Here is an 18,864-nt window from a genome sequence, read left to right as displayed (position 1 = left end):
CTCTGCTAACATTCTTCTATGGTCACCCCTCTCCAGAAAGCAACATAGTTCTGAATATTGCTGGCTGTTTCTGAGGCTGAGGGATAATACCAGGCCGCATCTCGATTGGTGGAGCCTTCTACTTCAATGTCGTAATAGCAGGCCGTACCTTTCCATCCACAGACGGTGCGAGTATCACTTGGTTTGAAGTATTCCGAGCGGATTGTGGAAGGGGGGAAGTAATGGTTTCCTTCCAATATAATCGTGTTCTGACTTTCGGCAATGACTGCGCCATTCCATATAGCTTTCATAGTCTGTCTCCTGATTGTCTATCGATTGTTGTTATTTTTGTTCGCATCCCGCGTTTCAATACCGACAGAACTGCATGCGCGAGCTCAGTATAGATATACGGCCCCGCTGGGAAAAGGTATCAATTATCTTGTGAAGAAGGAGGACTTCGATGCCCGAACTTAAATGCGACGTAAATGACAACCAGACTCAACAGAAACCAGCCGACGCCCCAAAGCATGCCTGACCCGCCATAAGCCTCCCCAAGCATCACTGCATCGGACCGCAGGTGAGAGCGTTCAATCGTATCGCTGTAAATGTCCAATGGCGCATATAGCATGCTAGTGACGCCGATCACTCGCAGCACCGCGTCATTAAACGACATCGGCAGCCAGATCGCACTGGCTATCATGGCTCCTCCCGTAGCGAGCGCAAATCCCAACGCGAAGACGTCTCTTATCCACCATGCGGCTATCGCCAATAAAGACAGGCCGAGAATGAACATAAGCGCACGATCGAGTCGACTTAGCAGAGCGGTCAAATAAATAAGTACGCCCCAGATCAATGACCCAAGATAACCGGCGGACAACGTCAGAAACCGGTTTCCACCACGGGATAGCACATGTCCGCCCTGGTCCACGGAAATGACCATTTCCACCACTTCGCCTCCCGTCGCCACCGTCATAATGGCGTGCGAGGCCTCATGAAAGAATACTACAAGTAATTTAAGAGGAATCAGCACCGGATAGGGCCAAAGCACCACCACCAAAAGAATAACGCCAATAAGAGGAAGGTATGCTTTGGCCAAAATAGACTCCTTTATCGCATTCAGGCTGGAATACTGGAAACGGCGCTATAAACGCCTTCAGGCTACCCGCCAATTATATTCGGCCATTATCTTACCTGAAATACTAGGCTACGGCGCCATACTCCATAGTTTCATATGAGTCGCTCAGGCCTATCGCTGGCGTTCCATATCCCGCCAGATGCCAAAAACGAGGAAACCATCCTTGGAAGGCGTTTGTCGTAGGAAACCAAAACTCGCCGAAGTTGGGATCAAAAAAGGTGACATCCGTATCGCTCCATGCAGCGACCGCATGAGCGAAGTTCGGCCCTGCGATGCCAATCATTTTGTATGATTTGGCGCTGGATGTAATCGCGCGTCCGATTTCCGCCGAAAAATCTCTTCGACGCCCGCCCCTTTCACCAGTCGATCCCCTCGACATGCCTTTGAACCAGCTTGGACCACTGGAACTATGCTTACGTCTGGTCACGCCTTTAGATTGTAACCAACGCTCTGTCGCATAAGTTTGGTCTTCTCGGCCGCTGCCCGGTTGTCCCACGAGCGCCCCGGATTTCATCGTGCTCCCGATAATGAACATCTGCATAATCTGGCGGACTTTATTAGGATCGATATCTCCGCCAGTGCGGCTTATCCAGCCCGCTAAAGAGGTCGCTTCACCGGAACGGGCATATTTCTCCGCATTAGCGTGCACTTCCAACCACTTCGCCGCCAGCATTTCGCATATTCCGCCACTGGATTCCGGGTTGGTAAGAATTAAGCTTCTTACTGGGTTCTTCACCTGAGAAAAGCGCCAAGTACAATGACCGCCAGCGGCTGTTGCGGAATTCTGCACTCCCGCCACACGCAAGGACAAAATATTGTGGGCTAACCAATCAAACATAACGGGCATTTTACGTACTCCTAATTACAACTAATCTCGTAAATAACGCGCTTTCCCCAGGTATTACGGGAGAAACTGAAGGCTCAAAACTGCAGTAGCGGCGGATGTAGATACTAATTCAGATCGACCGCCGGCTTGTATCTGGGAAAGCGCGCACAAACCACCTTTGCATTCCTAGACTTTAGTCCAACACTTCACAGTGGGCTTAACCAAGCAAGGTTGGACCAGCGATATCCGATCAAGTTCCCAAGGAGCTGTTATATTTAACTATACGCCCCTCTTCATCCGTTTATTGCACAGGTGATGTTATGGACCCAAGGGAAGTGAAATCCGCCGAAGACGCACGCACGCTAATCGAAGACTCCATGTTCAAGCACATAAAGGTTGGCGTATTTGATATTGATGGCGTCATGCGCGGCAAATACATGTCGCGAGACAAGTTTTTATCCTCGCTGACCAAAGGATTTGGCTTCTGTGATGTTGTTCTGGGCTGGGACGTGAAAGACCAGCTTTATGACAATGTCGCCTACACAGGCTGGCATACAGGCTACCCTGATGCGCAAGTACGTATTATCCCTTCAAGTTGCCGAACTTTGCCTCTTGAAAGCAGCGGGGTATTCTTCCTCGCTGAATTTGCTGATAAAGCAGAAGCAATCTGCCCACGCGGTCTGCTCAAAAGAGTGGTGGGGACAGCAAGAGACATGGGACTGGAAGTCGATTGCGGTTTTGAATATGAATTTTTTGTTTTTGAAGAGACGCCTCACAGTATCCGGGAAAAATCTTTCCAAGGCCTCACTCCCATGGCGCCGTCAGAATTCGGTTATTCCGTCATCCGCAACAGTGTGGAGTCAGATACCTATTTGAGCCTGCTGCAATTGGCGGATGATATGGACTTTCCTCTTGAAGGCCTTCACGAGGAAACTGGCCCCGGAGTCCTTGAAGCGGCGATTACCCACGATGAAGCAATTAACGCAGCCGACAAAGCGGCATTATTTAAAACGTTTACCAAGATTGCGCTGCAAAAGCAGGGCAAGATGGCCACCTTCATGGCCAAGTGGTCTAAAGACTACCCAGGACAAAGCGGCCACATACACTTATCGTTAAAAGACAATAAAGGACTGAATCTTTTTTATGATGGAGAAAGAGAAGCCAACATGAGCGCCACGATGCGCCATTTCATAGCAGGCCAACAAAAGCTTATGCCAGAACTGATGGCGATGATTGCACCTACGGTTAATTCTTATCGAAGACTCATTCCTGGGTTTTGGGCGCCTACAGAAGCCAGCGTTGGCATCGATAACAGAACCTGCGCTATCCGAGTCATTCCCGGGGACGTACAGTCCCAACGTTTGGAGTATCGAATTGGCGCCGCTGACGCCAATCCCTATATCATCCTCGCAGCCGTCATCGCATCGGGTTTGTGGGGAATGGAAAACAAACTTGAACCTGAATGCATGGTGGAGGGCAACGCCTACGAGCAGACATTTCCTGAGCATCTGCAGCTTCCGTCGACTTTATGGGACGCCGCGCAACGTCTAAAAAACTGTCAGATGGCCAGAGACTTCTTTGGTTCCCCTTTTGTCGAACACTTTGCAGCGACTCGCGAGTGGGAGGAGCGGGAGTACAGGAAATATATTTCAATGTGGGAGCTGGAACGCTACTTCGAGATAATCTGAGTATGGGCGTCAGCTAAGAGAGAAGAAGAGGGTAGATATCTGGACCGGAGGAAAAGAACCTCCCTCCAATCCAGTATCTTCAAAGCTAGCTGCGACTATATTACTTAGCGCGCTTTCTAGCTACCAGACCAACCAGGCCCAGACCCAACAGAGCGAAAGTAGTGGGCTCTGGTACAGAGTGAACAGAGATTTTCCACTCTTCAGTTTCACCTTGGTAGTAGTGACCGGTTGGAGTCATACGATCTTCATAGCTACCAGTGTATTCAGTTTTCCACTGGTCATTCCAAGTACCGCCGTACATGTTAGTGATGGAGTGGCTGCAGGTTACGATAGCGCGCAACCAGAAATCGCCCACGTCAGCGTTAGTCAGCGTGTATTCGCTTGAGAAGAAAGAGAAATCAGGGTTGGTAGGCGCTTTCCAAGAACCTAGAACTGGCTCGAAATCAGTCAGTTTGTGTTCGCCGTATGCGATTTCGTCGCTAGCGTCGAATACGCCATTTTGGTCCCAGTCAATCCAGGCCTTCATCAGGTCGGCGTAGTGAGTACCCACGTTTTGCTTGTGTACGTTGAATTTGAATTGAACAGTTTGGCCAACAGTCAGATCGTTACGACCCCAGCTTGCGCCGCCGTCAGTAGTCCAGGAAACGCCGTAGGAATCGCCATTAGGCGCGTCAGCCAGTTCTTGCCACGCAGTAGTGTCGTGAGTAGCTGTGCCGTAAGAAGCAGGAATAGCGTATGCGCTGGCCGCGCCCAGCATTAATGGAAGGCTTGCTAGAAATGCGAGTTTCTTCATGATGTCCTCTGAACAAATGTCGGTTAAATTAATTTAGCGTAAATGCTAGTTTTTATAGTGAAGAGTCGTGCCCTTATTGTCCCCGTTATATAGCAACCCGCATGCCAACTTTTAGACCTTTGATTTATAAGAACAAAGCTTTTTTGTCTTATTGGACATGTAAAAATAATGGACTATTTGCTGAAACTAGTGCATACCGCATCGACACTCTAACGTTTATAGAAACCGGGAGCTCATTCCCTTTACGCCCACCTATCTATAGACGCCCAAAATTCAAATAGGAAACGTTCCACAAGATTTGTAAAACCCCGCGACATCCCCCAGGAATTTGCAATAATTAGAGCTGAGCAGAGGGAAATTTATTGCGACGACAAGTATAGGGAAGCAACTACCATGAGAATCATTTCACCCATTGATGGAACATTAGTGGCGGAAAGGGAACCAGCCACAGCCCCGCAAATCCACGCAGCGCTCGAACGCGCACTCACCGCCCAAAAAATCTGGCGCACAGTCTCCATCGCAGAGCGCGCGCGCTACTGCCGTCTCGCCATTGCCGCACTGGCGGCGCAAACCCGGGAGATCGCTCCAGAGATTACACTTTTGATGGGCCGCCCCGTGCGTGAGACACCTCGGGAAATCAAAGAAGCGGAAGTCTGCGCTGAGTACATGATAGATATCGCCGAAAGATATCTTGAAGACATCATAACGCAACCAAAAACCGGCTTTCGCCGTTATATAAGACGCGAGCCTCTGGGCGTAGTATTGTGTGTCGCGCCCTGGAGTCACCCATACCTTGCCGCGGCCAACGCGATTATTCCTGCGCTAATGGCGGGCAACTGCGTTATTCTCAAACATTCCATACAGACTTTATTGTGTGCGGAGCGGTTCTCTCACATTTTTTTTGAGGCCGGGCTCCCTGACAGCGTATTTCAGCACTTACACGTCAACGACGCCGATACACTGCGTTTGATCAGCGATCAACGAATAAGTCATGTCTCTTTTATGGGCTCCAGTGCGAAAGGCGTCGCCATTGAGCGCGCCGCTGCTGGAACGCTCAAGAAACTAACCCTTGAATTAGGCGGCAGCAATCCTGCTTATGTATTCTCCGATGCATCATTGCGTATGTCCGCCTCCGGTATCGCCAAAGGCGCACTATTCAATTGTGGTCAATCCAATCGCGCCATTAAACGCATCTATGCTCACGAAGATATCTATGAGGACTTCTTGGACGCTCTGGTTGCTCAAGCCAAATGCTACAAGTTGGCGAACCCCATGGACCCCTCCACCACATTAGGGCCAATGGTGAGCCCGCAAAAGGCCATGGCGGTCAAAACTCGCCTGGACGCGGCTATCGCCCAAGGCGCAACGCCTTGCATTGAGCATGCTCATTACTCTAACGCAAGCCTCGGCCCCGCCTACTTGCCGCCACAAGTATTAACAAATGTCGATCATTCCATGGCTTTGATGACAAGTGAAACATTCGGTCCAGTTATGGGCGTCATGAAGGTGAAGGATGACGCAGAGGCTGTCCACTATATGAACGACAGTTTATACGGATTGAGGGCCTCATTATGGACCCAGGACATCGCTCGCGCCCAGGCAATAGGGGAGCAACTGCAGACTGGCGCCGTGCTCATGAACCAAAGTACTCATATTGACCCCGCACTGGCTTGGGGAGGCGTTAAGCAATCTGGATGCGGTTCACTGCTATCGGAACTTGCCTATACGCAACTCACCCAAGCAAAGTCTTACTATCTACGTATAGCTTAGCCTGATATGCGACATGCTTTCGATTCAGGGACGGTCAGATCATAAAATTAAGCGGCGGCTGAGCCGTCGCGGCTTTACACGCTATTGTCACTCTTCGATAGCGGCGTTAATTTGGAGACTTCTTTTACACGCCTGTGGAGCTCTGCCCGCCCCTGGCGGTATTCCGGGAAAAATAAGTCCGTCTCTGGAGTACAGGACATTCTAGTGGCATGGCGAGTGCGTCGGCTATGGCAGGTATTGGCCCTCGGATTACAGCGCGCCTGACCTGAGGCAGGGCTTACAGCTTGCCCAGGCAGCGGCGGGGCGTTTGAAGGTTCCTTTTCTGGTTATAGATATCGCCAAAACCCGACAAGGACATTGGATCATCATCGAATGCAATGACGCTCAGGAATCTGGTTACGCCACCATCCCTCCCCTACAGCTTTGGTGCAATATTCTGGAGCGGGTCAAAAGCAGTAATCAGGATGGTCATTGAGCGCCTCCCCTCTTGCAAACGCGGCTATGGTTGGCGAAGATTCCGCGTATCTGTTTAAAGGACTTTTTCAGGCTGAAGTATGACAAGAAAAATATTCTGGGAAGACCCCTATCTCACGACTCTCAGCACCTACGTCACCAGCGTCCAGGGCGCAGTGATAACGGTTGAGGAAACTATCTTTTACGCATTTTCCGGCGGTCAGGAAAGCGATCATGGAACCATTGGCGGATTCAGAGTGATCAGCGCGCGCAAGGAAGAGCAGGAAATTTTTTACGAGCTGCCGGAAGATCATGCGCTCCAAGTCGGCGATCCTGTGGAAATCACCATTGACTGGGAAAGACGATATCGCCTTATGCGACTGCACTTTGCAGCGGAACTGGTGCTCGAACTGTTCTATCGCAAGCTGGGCGGAGTCGATAAAGTCGGCGCGCATATCGCCGAGGAAAAGGCGCGTATCGACTTTTCCTGGCCTCAAAGCATTTCTCCTCTGTTGTCAGATATCGACGCAGACGCACAGCGCCTTATTGACGAAAACCGCGACATCATCAGCGATTTCAGCGACGAAGATGCGGAAAGACGTTATTGGCGGGTGGAGGGATTTGCAGAGGTCCCTTGCGGCGGTACGCATCTGACCCGCACAGGCGAAGTCGGGCGCATCTCCATGAAACGCAAAAATGTCGGCAAGGGCAAAGAGCGCGTGGAGATTTACCTGAGCTAAGCTCCGGGCGCGCCCGGAGCCGCCGTTCTCGGTTATTCGCAGTATTTGATTGTCTTGGTCACGCTGTGCACTTTGACATTGGCTCCGGTGCGTATGACAAATTCGCTCAATCCCACTTCCGACTCCGGGTTACCCCAGTCATAGGTGTAACCCAAGCGAGTCCAGGGATAGCCGTTTTCGCCGTAGGACGTTTTGCGCAAATTTTTGAACCATTCCTTGTGCTCTTTGCTGACAGTGACAAACCGGTCGGAGACCGGGAAGTCCAGCTCTGCTTCATGATCGCTGATTTCCGGATCTGGAGAGGGGCGGAACAGATCTGACGGACTCACCCACATTTCCACAAACTTGGTTTTATTATCTCCAGGCGGCAAACCCAGTAATTGCTCCAGTCGCAAAATGGTCTGTTCTGGAAACTTATAGCGAGCGCGACAGAAGTTTTTCACTTCAGGAACCACCGTCACCCATACTTCTCTGGACAGAGCCTGCATCTGGCCCACTGAGTTGTCGTAGCCGTCCCAGGATGTCCATGTCGTCACCAACACTTTTTGCCGGTCGCCACTCCATTCCAGAGCGGGATTCAGCGGCGTAATCGCCGTCAGGTTTTTGGATATCTCATTCGGCTCTACAATTTCAGCATCCCTGACCGCATCAGCATACGCCTGGCTCAGGTTTTTCTGTATGGGAGGCTTGGCGCTCTGATGGGCGCATGCGCCTAGCGCAAGCATCGCCCCCAGGGCGAGAATCTTTTTGATATCCCTATATCCATCTCTGCTGAAAATCATTCTTCACTCTCCGTTCTGTCCAGATTCTGTTGAGGCATGCATCTCCCCGGCCTGCGCCGCGCGCTATCGCCAACTGGGAGGCCAGCATGAAATATATATTAAAATTAACCCCTTACATAATCTTTACAGGGAAACATGCTATCCTTCTCTACGCTAGCCATGATGTCTGCGCAAGACATGGGAGTCTTGGATATGATCGGCAAAGTATGCCTATTTTCAGAAGTTTACGGCGTGATTACCTACGCTGGCGAACCTGTATCAGGCGCCACAGTGACCCGCTGGGTCGAATGGCGTCAAAAATCCTCCGACAGCGTACGCACCGCCCAGGATGGGAGCTTCCGCCTGCCCGCTTTATATAAAACTTCTCTGTTGGCGACGCTGTTGCCGATCCCGTTCCGGGCGGCGCAAACCATTTACGTCGATGTAAACGGCACTGAACACCTGATCTGGAGCACGATCAAAATCGGCCCGGAGCCCAATGACGAGCTGGCGGGACGCCCCCTGCGCTTTACCTGCGAACTGACGCGGAAGCGAAGATATGTGCATCTGGGCGCGGCCAGCATTGAAAGTAACTGCGAGTGGCGCTGATCGTCACGGATCAGCTCATCACCCGAATCGGCGCGCCATCCAGGTAAGCTTGAATCGCTTCGACGATCTGAGTGTAGTAAGTGCGATAGTTATTCTCTGTGACATAGCCCAGGTGAGGAGTCGCCAGCACATTCGGCAACGTGCGCAGAACATGTCCTTCCGGCAGAGGCTCCTGTTCAAATACATCCAATCCCGCCCCGGCGATGCGCTTCTGCTGCAGCGCTTCCACCAGCGCCGTCTGGTCGACGATTTGAGCGCGGGAAGTATTAATCAACAACGCAGACTTTTTCATCCGCGACAACGCCTCCGCATCAATCAGCCCCCGGCTGCGCTCTCCTAACACCAGATGTATGGAGACGATATCGCTGCACGCCAGCAGAGCGTCCTTCGATTCCGCAAGCGTCACGCCCATTGAGCGGGTCAAATCCGCAGAGAGATTGGCGCTCCAGGCGATGATATTCATGCCAAACGCCTGACCAATCGTCGCCACTTTCTGGCCAATATGACCAAACCCCAGCAAACCGAGCGTTTTCCCTGCGAGATCAACGCCTACTGTATTTTGCCAAGGCCCATTAGCTTTAAATGCAGCGTCTTCTATCGCTATGTGGCGCGCCAAACCCAGTATCAAGGCCCAGGTATGCTCAGTCGGCGGCGCTTTGGAGGCTTGGGTGCCGCATACCGTCACGCCATTAGCGGCAGCGGCGACAATATCGATGGCGGCGTTACGAGGCCCGGAGGTCACCAGCAGCTTCAACCTCGGCAAGCGATTTAACAGAGAGGCGCCAAAGGGAGTTCTTTCACGCATGAGGACAATAATATCGAAGTCCGCCAGTTGCGCAGCGACCTCATCTTCATTGCCAAGATGGCGATTGAACACCTGTAGATCTATGCGCGTTTCCAGCGCACTCCAATCCGCATAGGTCTTAGCCACATTCTGATAGTCGTCCAATACCGCACAGCGCAGTCTCCTGTTCACTGTCTCATCCATTACACTGCTACTCCTGTATAGCGTATTAAGAGATATGGCGCGGCAGTATAGCAGGGCCCTCGCCGACCACGCAGCGAGCGAGCCCTGCATGAGGCGAGCTAATTGCGTCCCGCCATCACGCCGCCGTCCACGTCCCATATCGCGCCGGTCACCCAGTCCGCCTGGTCTGACAGCAGAAATATCGCCGCATTCGCCACATCCCCGACGTCGCCAATCCGACCAATAGGATGGAACGCGTTTAGCGTCGCCAAGGTTTCGTCGACCTCTTCAGGAGCGATAAAGGCTTCATAGATAGGCGTTTTCACTACTGCCGGCGCGATGGCGTTGACGCGAACGCCATCGTCCGCCAGCTCCATCGCCATATGCTGAGTCAGCGCGTGCAAACCCGCCTTCGCCATGGAGTAGGCGGAGGACGGCGTGGCTTTAACCGCCTGTTTCGCCCACATGGACCCAATATTCAGAACGGCGCCGCCGCCATGCTTGCGCATGTTCGCAGCGACCGCCTGGGAGATAAAGAACAACGCTTTATTCAATCCCAGATAGGCGTCGTAATCCGCTGGCGTATGCTGCAGGAACGGTTTGGGATTGAAATATCCGGCGGCGTTCACCAGGTAGCGAATGGGTTCCCCCAGATCATTAAGTTGATCTATCAAACCAGTGACTTGCTCGTCGTCATAAAGATCCACGATAAACGTCCTGATTTCCGCAGCGCCCCGCAATGCGTCGCCAGCCAGCCGTAGTTTTTCCGGACGCTTGCCAACCAACATGATATTCACGCCCGCAGCCGCCATCCTACGCGCAATTTCCAATCCCATTCCACTGGAGCCGCCCACGATCAACGCCCAGGAACCTTGTACCAATTGCATGATGTTTCACCTCTCTAAAGTCACTCGAAACAGGCGCTCAGAGTAGGCTTCCAGAGAGCGTCAAAAAAGTAAGCACAAATTGGTCAGGTAGGCACTTATCGGTATAGATTGTTGATTTCAGACAAGAAAAAAATATCATTGCGCGACAACGCCGGTTAGGGACATACAAATGCCGCATCTCCTCCTTCGCATTAGAGCTGGCTTGTACTATTATTCCGCCGGATATCCCGGGCATTATCTGATTGGACGCAAGATGCTCAAACCACTCGCATTACTTATTCTCACCAGCTTATTCAGCCACCTCGCCTATGCAGAGGGGCCGCAGCGCGTGACCTGGGCCACTCCAGAGTGGGAAGGCAGCGTGGAAAAAGACGGAACAGGGCTGTACAACGAGGTCATTTTCGCTGCCTTCAAGCATGTGAATATCGAGGTAAATCAGATTATCGTGCCGTGGAAACGCGCCGAGCTGATGGTGCAAGACGGACATGCCGATATGTACGGCGGCCTCGATCCTACCGATGAGTATCCGCAAGCGCTCTACCCTATTTCCGTTATCACTGAAGCCGTCACCTTTCTGCCGGAGCACTTTGGCGAATGGAAAGGAGTGACGTCGCTGGAGGGGAAAAACGGCGTATGGATTCGCGGTTACACGGATTATATCGACGATAAGGTGAAGCAGTATCTGCAGGGAGAGGATCTGAACTCCAGAGAAAGCGCGCTCTCCAAAGTCTATTTAAAACGGGCGGACTACTACTTCGATAACCTGCGTCAGACCAATATCACATTCAGCAATATTCTGGTGGATAAAACCCAGTTTCGCACTGAGCCGGTGACCCGGGTTTTCTTGTACATGACCTTCGCCAAAAACGAACGTGGCGAATACCTGCGCGAGAAATATAACGAAGGCGTCGCTTACCTCATTGAAACCCATCAGCTCCTGCCGCTTTATGAGAAATACGGCAGAGAGTATCCCATTGAGTAACGTCTATTAACGGGCTGGAACCACCGGTTCAGCGCTCTCGCCAAAGGTGATCCGATGAAAAGCCGTATAGATATAGCGCCTGCGCTACCGCCAGGGTAAACAGCGGGTCAATCGCCATCGTCCAATCCAAAGTAGGCGGCTCATTGTATGGAAGCACGCCGAAGCCAAACGGCAGGATAAAAGCGTATGACACATACCAGACGACATATGCAGGCAAGGCCGCTCTCCATAGCGCCCTTCCGCCGATACGCCTGGAAAATGCGTACCCAAACAGCCCAACCATCATGGCGCATTGTATCAGCCAGTCCAGATAGTCCAGCGCGCCAGCGTTAAGCTCTATCTCCAGATAGTCTCCGCCAATGAAGGACATAATCAAAAATGGCGCTGCGAACAGATTCAACAGCACATAAACCACAAAGAATATTCTCCATATGACGATTGGCTCTTTAATCGCCATTTCGCCTTCCGACACTTCGCTTTTGGGCGGCGCATACAAGTCGCTCATTCGTTGATCCTCAATTATTCCATTCTCATTTCACGATATGGTTAACGAATTGAATTAACGCCGCCATAAGCCCTGCGACTTAAATCCATAGTTATAAATACAGCGGGAGCTGACGGCGGTAACGCCCAACGGGAATATCATTGTCCAGTTAGCGTGAGCCCGCATGCCCAACTGGGGGAAGTCATATCCAAACGGCAAGACAAACTGATATAGCAGCGACCAGACAGGATAAACCCAGAGCAGACATTTCCAGAACCCGGGCCTCCCTACTCTTTTGTTAAAGGCGTAACCATAAATCGCCGCCAGGTTAATGTAGAAAAACGCTAAATCCACATAGTCATGCCAGGCAAATAGCGCCTGCGTGATAATCACCGCAAACACAACGGCAATCAGCGCGTACAGAAAGAAATAAAGTTTCCACCCCAGACGCCACTCAGCCAGTTTCGCAGTCATTTTCATTTAAGCGCCGCAACAAGCTACTTGTCAGCGCCTTTGACGGCGATGGGTTTGATCGCTTCCGGCTTACTGGCAGCCTCATCAATCCCTTGTTTGACGAGTCGGTTGATCGACTCACTATTAAAATGATGGTACATCACCTTATATTGCGGGCTGTCGTCATTCCTGAACAAAATCAGCGTCTCCTCGCCCTCCCCGTTTGTATAGGTCGTCTTGTAAGTGAGCGTCACATACATACCGGACAACCCATTTGTCTGCACTTTGTCCTGCGCGCGCCATGTATCAAGGGAGTAGCTACGCAAGTCGCCATTGGCCTTTTGCACCAACCGACGAATGCTCTCCCACTCTTCAGGGTCCACGGAATCGATAAAGTGCGACGAGTAAAAGCGGTCCGCTCCGGGGCCGCCCTCCTTGATTCTGTCGTCAAAAAAGGTTGCAGCGGCGGCCTTGGCGTCATCAACGCCTTCCACAAAACCGCAACTGGTCAGCGACAGCAATAATAGAATCCCCAAAATACGCAGCATCTCTATCTCTCATTCCTGATTCTCAACGTTGGCTCGCATTATTGCTGGATTTGGGTCGAAGAAGAACCTTTTTGGCAGCGCGGGGCTGATCAAACCAATGGCAAATAGATATCGATGACCGCTTCATGTTCAGGAACGTCTGGGTACATTGTCACGCGTTGGAGAAAGCAAGGGGTGTCACGCAATGTTTCCCCACTCCCAGGCAACCACTCGCCATACAAGAAGTGGAAAGCCGCCCGCATGCCGGCGTCGGGCCCGATATGGCGCAGCACGGCATAGCGCCCCGCCGGAAGCGTTTTAGCTATAACGCCGTAAGGATTTTCTTCAATCGCTGAGTTGACGCCTGCGCACAAGTCCATGCGGAACGCCTCCGCTGGCGTAGTCTCTGGATCGTTGTACAGAATGTTATACGTGGCGCTGATTGAGGGAGGCCGTTTGTTGGCTTTACGCCATTCGATAAAGCGTCGGATGGACTCGCCCAGATATTCTGGAGCGCCACGATGTTCCAGCGCCGCAACAGGAATGGCCTCCTGTTCCACGATATTGATGGCATAGTTCGAGATATCCGTCTGCATAATGTCCGCCCTCGCTTTGAAAAGAAATTCATCATGGTCTCGCCAAGGCTCCCAACGCGGTTGTCGCCGAAATTGGGAAGGCGTTTGTCCGCATGCTTTCTTGAAGGCGCGGGAAAAGGCTTCCAAGCTGTCAAACCCAGTATTCAACGCAATATCCGTCACGCTATAACGACTGCGATAGGCCAGCTCATGAGCGGCTTTTTTCAGCCGTCGCCATTGCACATACTTGTATACGCCCATTCCCATGCTCGCAGAAAACTGCCGGTGGAAATGAAATTTGGAGAAGTGAGCGACCTGACTCAGCTGTTCGACGCTCAAGTCATCAAACAAATGCTGGTCAATGTACGCCAACACGCGCCGCAGTCGATTTTGATAAGTGGTTACCGTCGTCTCATTCGCCATATTCGCCTCAACGGAGAGCAGTGTGGCAGCGCATGCGCAGATTCGCCTGATTGATCTTGCTGACTACCGCTGATGGCGGCAACCAGGGCTTAACCAGCATGAGCGCCACCGGCGGCCGGCTCATTTCAGCCCCAGTTTCTTGGCCATTTTGTGCAGATTGCTCGAATCCACCTCCAGCTCACGAGCGGCGGCGGCCCAGGAGCCATCGTGGCGATTCACCGACTCACGGATAACTTCGCGCTGGCAATCCTCCACCACTGCGCGCAGAGAACGGACACGCGGATAACTCACGCTTTCAGACAGCGGGTTTTCTCTGGGCGCCGACATGGCGTCGCCGTAGTCCAGGTCCAGTAACGCCGCATCCAGCGTCACAATGTCATTTCTATTGGCGCCCCGGCTGATCGCTTTGAGGGCCGCGCGACTGATGACATGTTCCAGCTCCCGCACATTGCCCGGCCAGGAGTACGCGCACAGCGCCTGCTCCGCCGCACGCGACAGCCGCAGACTGCGCACGCCCAGGCGGGAGCGGTTTAATTCCAGAAAGTGTCCCGCCAGCACCAGCACATCCGAACCCCGCTCGCGCAACGGTGGAATCCATACAGGATAGACGGACAAACGGTGATACAGATCCGCCCGAAAGTCGCCGGCGCGAACGCTGTCCTTCAACTGTCGATTGGTCGCGGCGATGACCCGTACATCCACTTGTCTGGGCTGGTCCTCGCCCAGGCGTTGAATCTCACCATTCTGCAAAGTCCGCAACAACTTAGCCTGCACGCCGAGGGGCAGCTCTCCCACCTCATCCAGGAAGATCACCCCGCCTTGCGCCGCCTCAAACCGACCTGCGCGATCCGCCGAAGCCCCGGAGAAAGCGCCTTTGCTATGACCGAACAACTCACTTTCCGCCAAAGACTCCGGCAGCGCCGCGCAATTCACATGGATCAATGGGCGCTCCCGACGCGGCGAACGACTGTGCAGCCGCCGCGCAAACAGCTCCTTGCCCACCCCGGTTTCCCCCATCAGCAGCACCGGCAGTTCTGAGTCCGCCACCACGTCCAGTTCCCGCAACAGGTTTCTGATGCTGTCGCTGGAGCCAATAATCTCGCCTTCCTCCTGCGCTACGCCACGCCGATCTCCATCCTGGCGCATCAGCGCCAGATTCCTGCGCTCCTGCTCCAGTCGGGTCACTCTTACCGATGCTTCGATGATCAGCGTGAAACGCGCCAGATCCTGTTGCGCCCGGGCATCAAAAGTTCCTTCCTGCAACGCATCCAGGGTCACCGCTCCCCACAGTGCGCCATCCACATAGAGGCTCACGCCCATACAGTCATGCACGGGCAGAGGCTCGCCGACGCAGCTTTCCAGCAGTCCGTCGTAGGGATCGGGCAGGCTCGAATCACTAGGGAAACACACCGGCCGCCGACTGGCCAGAATCGCCGCAAGCCGGGGATGCTGGGCGATGATAAAGCGGCGCCCCAGGGTTTCCAGCACCAGCCCCTCCGCCGCCAGCGGCCGCAGACTGTCGCCATCAAGCCGTAATAACGCCACCGCGCCGCAGCGAAAATACTCCCGCATGGCGTTCATTAAGCGCTGATAACGCACGGCATGGGGCAGTTCCGTCACCAGGTCCGCCAATAGGCTGGCTTCAATCATGGTATTAATCACCTTAGAAGGGTTTTTATCACCCTATTCGATTTGGGTAAAAAACACCATATATAATTTTTATATCATATATATCAATAACTTAACCTATGGCATAAAGGTTGCCATTGTTATGGCGAGTTAATCACTATCAAAGGAAACCCGCCATGACCTTACTTGATCGCCCCGTCGGCTGGATCGCTCGCAACCTCCCCGGCTCCACCCGCCTCTTTCGTGAATACCATCTGGATTTTTGTTGCGGAGGGGCCAAGAAACTACGAGACGCCCTGGCTGAGAAGGAGCTGGAGCCGGAGGTTGTTCTGGATCAGCTTAACGCTCTGCAGGAGGAGCCGGATGATAACTGGAGCAACGCCGGTCGCCCTGAGCTGATTGACCATATTCTCACCCGCTACCACGCCCGCCATCGCGAGCAGCTTCCGGAGTTGATACACCTCGCTCGCCGCGTGGAGCATGTCCATGGGGAACGAGAGGAATGTCCCAATGGACTGGCCCAGCATCTGACGGAGATGCTCCAAGAGCTGGAAAGCCACATGATGAAAGAGGAGAACATTCTATTCCCCATACTACTGGCGGGAATGAGCGGCATGCAGGCGCAAGGCCCGATTTCCGTCATGCGTATGGAACATGATCAGCACGGCGACGCACTGGCGCATCTGGAGGCGCTGACCAACAACATCACGCCGCCCAAAGGCGCCTGCAACACCTGGCGCGCGCTGTACGCCGGCCTCGCCCAGTTGCGAGACGATCTAATGCAGCACATCCATCTGGAGAACAACATTCTGTTCACCGATGTTGTGGAGGACGCCCATGTCTGAATACCGCAAACTCTGGTGGCTGCTCATCGCCGTATTGGGCGTCACTTTCTGCTTGCTCGGTTTCTTTGGCCGCGAGGTTTACCGGCAGGCGCCGCCGATTCCAGAACGCTATGTCGCCACGACGGGAGAGACCATTTTTACCCAGGAAAATATTCTCGATGGACAAACCGCCTGGCAATCCGTTGGCGGCATGCAATTGGGTTCAATCTGGGGCCATGGCGCTTATCAGGCGCCGGACTGGACCGCAGACTGGCTGCATCGTGAACTGGAGCGCTGGCTGGAGCTGGCGGCGCAGGAGGTCTATGGCGCCGCTTATACGGACCTGGATGACGAACGGCAAAACATCCTGCGCCATCGTCTGAAAAGCGAATACCGCACCAACACTTACAGCACAGACAGTGGGGCGGCGACAGTGAGCCCCCGCCGCGCGCAAGCCATGGCGGATATCGCGGATTACTACAGCCGCCTGTTCGGCGACGCGGCGGAATTACAGGGAACTCGCGAAAGTTACGCCATGAAGGAAAATACTCTGCCCGACGCCCAGCGCAGAGAGAAGCTCGCCGCCTTTTTCTTCTGGACCGCCTGGGCAGCGGCCACGCAAAGACCTGACAGCGACGTCACCTACACCAACAACTGGCCTCATGAGCCGTTAATAGACAACCGCCCCACCGCTGAAAACATCATGTGGTCCATTGTCAGCGTCGCGCTACTGATCGCCGGCGTCGGCCTGCTAATTTGGGGCTGGGCGTTCCTGCATAAACATGACGTAGCGGAGCCTGTGGCGCCGCAATCAGATCCACTGACCCGTTTCGCGCTGACGCCTTCTCAACAGGCGCTGGGCAAATACCTGTTCCTGATTGTCGCCCTGTTCGCCTTCCAAGTGCTGATTGGCGGCTTCACCGCCCACTACACCGTCGAAGGCCAGCATTTTTACGGTCTTGATGTCTCCCAATGGTTCCCCTACTCCCTGGTGCGCACCTGGCATATTCAGAGCGCGCTGTTCTGGATCGCCACTGGCTTTCTTGCCGCAGGCTTGTTTCTCGCGCCCATTATTAACGGCGGCAAAGACCCCAAATATCAGAAGCTGGGCGTCGACATCCTGTTTTGGGCGCTGGTGGCGGTCGTGGTCGGATCTTTTGTCGGCAACTGGCTGGCGATCGCCCAGATTCTGCCACCGGAACTGAATTTCTGGCTCGGCCATCAAGGCTATGAATATGTAGATCTGGGGCGGCTCTGGCAAATTGGCAAATTCCTCGGCGTCGCATTCTGGCTCGTATTGATGCTGCGGGGCATCGTCAATGGCTTACGCCGACCCGGCGACAAAAATCTGCTTGCGTTGCTGACCGCGTCAGTGATCGCTATTGGCCTGTTTTATGGCTCCGCGTTCTTCTACGGAGAGCGCACCCACCTTTCCATCATGGAATACTGGCGCTGGTGGGTGGTGCACTTATGGGTAGAGGGCTTCTTCGAAGTATTCGCCACAACCGCGCTGGCGTTTATTTTCTCCACCATGGGACTGGTGTCGCGGCCCATGGCGACCACCGCCAGTCTGGCTTCGGCCTCACTGTTTATGCTCGGGGGCGTTCCCGGAACGTTTCACCACCTTTACTTCGCCGGCACCACGACGCCGGTGATGGCGGTAGGCGCCACCTTCAGCGCGCTGGAAGTGGTTCCCTTGATTGTGCTGGGCTACGAAGCCTGGGAGAACTGGCGTTTAAAAGCGCGGGCGCCATGGATGGAAAACCTGAAATGGCCGCTATTGTGCTTTGTCGCCGTCGCCTTCTGGAACATGTTGGGAGCGGGCGTTTTCGGCTTCCTGATCAATCCGCCGATCTCGCTGTATTACATCCAGGGATTGAACACCACGCCAGTACACGCCCACTCGGCGCTGTTTGGCGTCTACGGTTTCCTGGCCCTGGGCTTCACTCTATTGGTGCTGCGCTATATCCGTCCCCATATGGTCTTTAGCGATCGCTTGATGAAAGCCGGGTTCTGGTGGCTGAACGCGGGACTCGCGTTGATGGTCGTCGTCAGCCTGGCGCCGATAGGATTGCTGCAATTCCACGCCAGCGCCAGCCAGGGCTTGTGGTACGCGCGCAGCGAGATATTTATGCAACAGGACATCATGGAAACTCTACGTTGGGCGCGCACTCTCGGCGACATCATCTTTATCGTCGGCGCCTTCGCCATGGGCTGGCAGGTGGTGCGCGGTTTGTTCGGGGAATCAGGGGAATCGCTACAGGCTGACGCAGTGGCGGAATAATCCCTTCCCATGACGGACGACCCGGAAATCTTATTTAGGTTTGCGGGTCTTTTTGTTTATTATCTGGGGTCGTTG

General features: G+C 53.5%; 19 protein-coding genes and 1 pseudogene. 8 read left to right on the top strand and 12 right to left on the bottom strand.

What is annotated here, in order from left to right:
• Positions 1-5: 5 nt before the first annotated feature.
• The 3 genes from EUZ85_RS05510 to EUZ85_RS05500 all read right to left on the bottom strand — a co-directional run bounded on the left by EUZ85_RS05510 (position 6) and on the right by EUZ85_RS05500 (position 1,961).
• A complete protein-coding gene (locus tag EUZ85_RS05510) occupies positions 6-290 on the bottom strand; it encodes a DUF427 domain-containing protein (RefSeq protein ID WP_127968305.1) in 285 nt (94 codons plus the stop codon).
• 119 nt (positions 291-409) lie between these two features.
• On the bottom strand, positions 410-1,075 hold the full coding sequence (locus EUZ85_RS05505; protein WP_127968304.1) for a M50 family metallopeptidase: 666 nt from the start codon (positions 1,073-1,075) through the stop codon (positions 410-412).
• A gap of 103 nt (positions 1,076-1,178) precedes the next feature.
• Positions 1,179-1,961 carry a YopT-type cysteine protease domain-containing protein gene (locus EUZ85_RS05500; protein WP_127968303.1) on the bottom strand — a complete coding sequence of 261 codons (783 nt, stop codon included), beginning with the start codon at positions 1,959-1,961 and terminating at the stop codon, positions 1,179-1,181.
• Between the two features lie 299 nt (positions 1,962-2,260).
• Here EUZ85_RS05500 and EUZ85_RS05495 point away from each other — a divergent pair, with 299 nt between their 5' ends.
• Positions 2,261-3,628 carry a glutamine synthetase family protein gene (locus tag EUZ85_RS05495; RefSeq protein WP_127968302.1) on the top strand — a complete coding sequence of 456 codons (1,368 nt, stop codon included), beginning with the start codon at positions 2,261-2,263 and terminating at the stop codon, positions 3,626-3,628.
• A 100-nt stretch (positions 3,629-3,728) separates the two neighbouring features.
• Here the strand turns inward: EUZ85_RS05495 and EUZ85_RS05490 are convergent, their stop codons facing one another.
• On the bottom strand, positions 3,729-4,421 hold the full coding sequence (locus tag EUZ85_RS05490) for a PEP-CTERM sorting domain-containing protein (protein WP_127968301.1): 693 nt from the start codon (positions 4,419-4,421) through the stop codon (positions 3,729-3,731).
• Positions 4,422-4,814: 393 nt separating this feature from the next.
• Here EUZ85_RS05490 and EUZ85_RS05485 point away from each other — a divergent pair, with 393 nt between their 5' ends.
• The 3 genes and pseudogenes from EUZ85_RS05485 (at position 4,815) to EUZ85_RS05480 (ending at position 7,384) form a co-directional block, all read left to right on the top strand.
• Positions 4,815-6,191, top strand: a complete 1,377-nt coding sequence (locus EUZ85_RS05485; protein WP_127968300.1) for an aldehyde dehydrogenase family protein — start codon at positions 4,815-4,817, stop codon at positions 6,189-6,191.
• Positions 6,192-6,408: 217 nt separating this feature from the next.
• Positions 6,409-6,666 (top strand): annotated as a pseudogene (locus EUZ85_RS31325) (ATP-grasp domain-containing protein); the annotation flags it as partial.
• A gap of 79 nt (positions 6,667-6,745) precedes the next feature.
• Entirely contained in the window at positions 6,746-7,384 is a 639-nt protein-coding gene (locus EUZ85_RS05480) for an alanyl-tRNA editing protein (RefSeq protein WP_127968299.1), read from the top strand.
• 32 nt (positions 7,385-7,416) lie between these two features.
• On the opposite strand, the gene EUZ85_RS05475 is transcribed toward EUZ85_RS05480, so the two are convergent.
• A complete protein-coding gene (locus EUZ85_RS05475; protein ID WP_127968298.1) occupies positions 7,417-8,166 on the bottom strand; it encodes a hypothetical protein in 750 nt (249 codons plus the stop codon).
• Between the two features lie 192 nt (positions 8,167-8,358).
• Between EUZ85_RS05475 and EUZ85_RS05470 the strand changes: the two genes are divergently transcribed.
• The gene (locus tag EUZ85_RS05470; protein ID WP_127968297.1) at positions 8,359-8,754 is read left to right on the top strand and encodes a carboxypeptidase-like regulatory domain-containing protein; all 396 of its coding nucleotides are present in this window, start codon (positions 8,359-8,361) and stop codon (positions 8,752-8,754) included.
• Positions 8,755-8,764: 10 nt separating this feature from the next.
• Here the strand turns inward: EUZ85_RS05470 and EUZ85_RS05465 are convergent, their stop codons facing one another.
• Both EUZ85_RS05465 and EUZ85_RS05460 read right to left on the bottom strand, forming a co-directional pair.
• Complete coding sequence (locus tag EUZ85_RS05465) at positions 8,765-9,742, bottom strand: D-2-hydroxyacid dehydrogenase family protein (RefSeq protein ID WP_127968296.1); 978 nt, start codon at positions 9,740-9,742, stop codon at positions 8,765-8,767.
• 98 nt (positions 9,743-9,840) lie between these two features.
• Positions 9,841-10,608, bottom strand: a complete 768-nt coding sequence (locus EUZ85_RS05460; RefSeq protein WP_127968295.1) for an SDR family NAD(P)-dependent oxidoreductase — start codon at positions 10,606-10,608, stop codon at positions 9,841-9,843.
• Between the two features lie 253 nt (positions 10,609-10,861).
• On the opposite strand from EUZ85_RS05460, the gene EUZ85_RS05455 reads away from it, so the two are divergent.
• Entirely contained in the window at positions 10,862-11,590 is a 729-nt protein-coding gene (locus tag EUZ85_RS05455) for an ABC transporter substrate-binding protein (protein ID WP_129498716.1), read from the top strand.
• A gap of 28 nt (positions 11,591-11,618) precedes the next feature.
• Here the strand turns inward: EUZ85_RS05455 and EUZ85_RS05450 are convergent, their stop codons facing one another.
• The 5 genes from EUZ85_RS05450 to norR form a co-directional block, all read right to left on the bottom strand.
• Positions 11,619-12,095, bottom strand: coding sequence for a hypothetical protein (locus EUZ85_RS05450; protein WP_127968293.1), 477 nt, complete (start codon positions 12,093-12,095; stop codon positions 11,619-11,621).
• Between the two features lie 54 nt (positions 12,096-12,149).
• Positions 12,150-12,554: a hypothetical protein gene (locus EUZ85_RS05445; protein WP_127968292.1), complete on the bottom strand. Its 405-nt coding sequence runs from the start codon at positions 12,552-12,554 to the stop codon at positions 12,150-12,152.
• Positions 12,555-12,571: 17 nt separating this feature from the next.
• Entirely contained in the window at positions 12,572-13,075 is a 504-nt protein-coding gene (locus tag EUZ85_RS05440) for a hypothetical protein (protein WP_127968291.1), read from the bottom strand.
• A gap of 89 nt (positions 13,076-13,164) precedes the next feature.
• Positions 13,165-14,052 carry a GyrI-like domain-containing protein gene (locus tag EUZ85_RS05435; RefSeq protein ID WP_127968290.1) on the bottom strand — a complete coding sequence of 296 codons (888 nt, stop codon included), beginning with the start codon at positions 14,050-14,052 and terminating at the stop codon, positions 13,165-13,167.
• 120 nt (positions 14,053-14,172) lie between these two features.
• Positions 14,173-15,702 (bottom strand): nitric oxide reductase transcriptional regulator NorR, encoded by a 1,530-nt coding sequence (norR, locus tag EUZ85_RS05430; RefSeq protein WP_127968289.1) that lies wholly within the window; start codon positions 15,700-15,702, stop codon positions 14,173-14,175.
• Between the two features lie 155 nt (positions 15,703-15,857).
• On the opposite strand from norR, the gene ytfE reads away from it, so the two are divergent.
• Positions 15,858-16,526 carry an iron-sulfur cluster repair protein YtfE gene (ytfE, locus tag EUZ85_RS05425; protein WP_127968288.1) on the top strand — a complete coding sequence of 223 codons (669 nt, stop codon included), beginning with the start codon at positions 15,858-15,860 and terminating at the stop codon, positions 16,524-16,526.
• Positions 16,519-18,789 (top strand): nitric-oxide reductase large subunit, encoded by a 2,271-nt coding sequence (locus tag EUZ85_RS05420; protein ID WP_127968287.1) that lies wholly within the window; start codon positions 16,519-16,521, stop codon positions 18,787-18,789. Before ytfE ends, EUZ85_RS05420 begins: the two co-directional genes overlap by 8 nt.
• Positions 18,790-18,864 lie beyond the last annotated feature (75 nt).

Source organism: Hahella sp. KA22 (assembly GCF_004135205.1).
Classification (GTDB): Bacteria; Pseudomonadota; Gammaproteobacteria; order Pseudomonadales; family Oleiphilaceae; genus Hahella.
Note: the sequence above shows the minus strand (reverse complement) of the source record. Positions and strands in the feature narration are given on the sequence as shown.

Bases quoted from the DNA above. Each gene is read 5' to 3' on its own strand.
- norR (WP_127968289.1), bottom strand. From the start codon at position 15,702: ATGATTGAAGCCAGCCTATTGGCGGACCTGGTGACGGAACTGCCCCAT.
- EUZ85_RS05495 (WP_127968302.1), top strand. From the start codon at position 2,261: ATGGACCCAAGGGAAGTGAAATCCGCCGAAGACGCACGCACGCTAATC.
- EUZ85_RS05500 (WP_127968303.1), bottom strand. From the start codon at position 1,961: ATGCCCGTTATGTTTGATTGGTTAGCCCACAATATTTTGTCCTTGCGT.
- EUZ85_RS05420 (WP_127968287.1), top strand. From the start codon at position 16,519: ATGTCTGAATACCGCAAACTCTGGTGGCTGCTCATCGCCGTATTGGGC.
- EUZ85_RS05470 (WP_127968297.1), top strand. From the start codon at position 8,359: ATGATCGGCAAAGTATGCCTATTTTCAGAAGTTTACGGCGTGATTACC.
- EUZ85_RS05480 (WP_127968299.1), top strand. From the start codon at position 6,746: ATGACAAGAAAAATATTCTGGGAAGACCCCTATCTCACGACTCTCAGC.
- EUZ85_RS05455 (WP_129498716.1), top strand. From the start codon at position 10,862: ATGCTCAAACCACTCGCATTACTTATTCTCACCAGCTTATTCAGCCAC.
- EUZ85_RS05485 (WP_127968300.1), top strand. From the start codon at position 4,815: ATGAGAATCATTTCACCCATTGATGGAACATTAGTGGCGGAAAGGGAA.
- ytfE (WP_127968288.1), top strand. From the start codon at position 15,858: ATGACCTTACTTGATCGCCCCGTCGGCTGGATCGCTCGCAACCTCCCC.
- EUZ85_RS05445 (WP_127968292.1), bottom strand. From the start codon at position 12,554: ATGAAAATGACTGCGAAACTGGCTGAGTGGCGTCTGGGGTGGAAACTT.
- EUZ85_RS05460 (WP_127968295.1), bottom strand. From the start codon at position 10,608: ATGCAATTGGTACAAGGTTCCTGGGCGTTGATCGTGGGCGGCTCCAGT.
- EUZ85_RS05475 (WP_127968298.1), bottom strand. From the start codon at position 8,166: ATGATTTTCAGCAGAGATGGATATAGGGATATCAAAAAGATTCTCGCC.
- EUZ85_RS05440 (WP_127968291.1), bottom strand. From the start codon at position 13,075: ATGCTGCGTATTTTGGGGATTCTATTATTGCTGTCGCTGACCAGTTGC.
- EUZ85_RS05435 (WP_127968290.1), bottom strand. From the start codon at position 14,052: ATGGCGAATGAGACGACGGTAACCACTTATCAAAATCGACTGCGGCGC.
- EUZ85_RS05490 (WP_127968301.1), bottom strand. From the start codon at position 4,421: ATGAAGAAACTCGCATTTCTAGCAAGCCTTCCATTAATGCTGGGCGCG.
- EUZ85_RS05510 (WP_127968305.1), bottom strand. From the start codon at position 290: ATGAAAGCTATATGGAATGGCGCAGTCATTGCCGAAAGTCAGAACACG.
- EUZ85_RS05450 (WP_127968293.1), bottom strand. From the start codon at position 12,095: ATGAGCGACTTGTATGCGCCGCCCAAAAGCGAAGTGTCGGAAGGCGAA.
- EUZ85_RS05465 (WP_127968296.1), bottom strand. From the start codon at position 9,742: ATGGATGAGACAGTGAACAGGAGACTGCGCTGTGCGGTATTGGACGAC.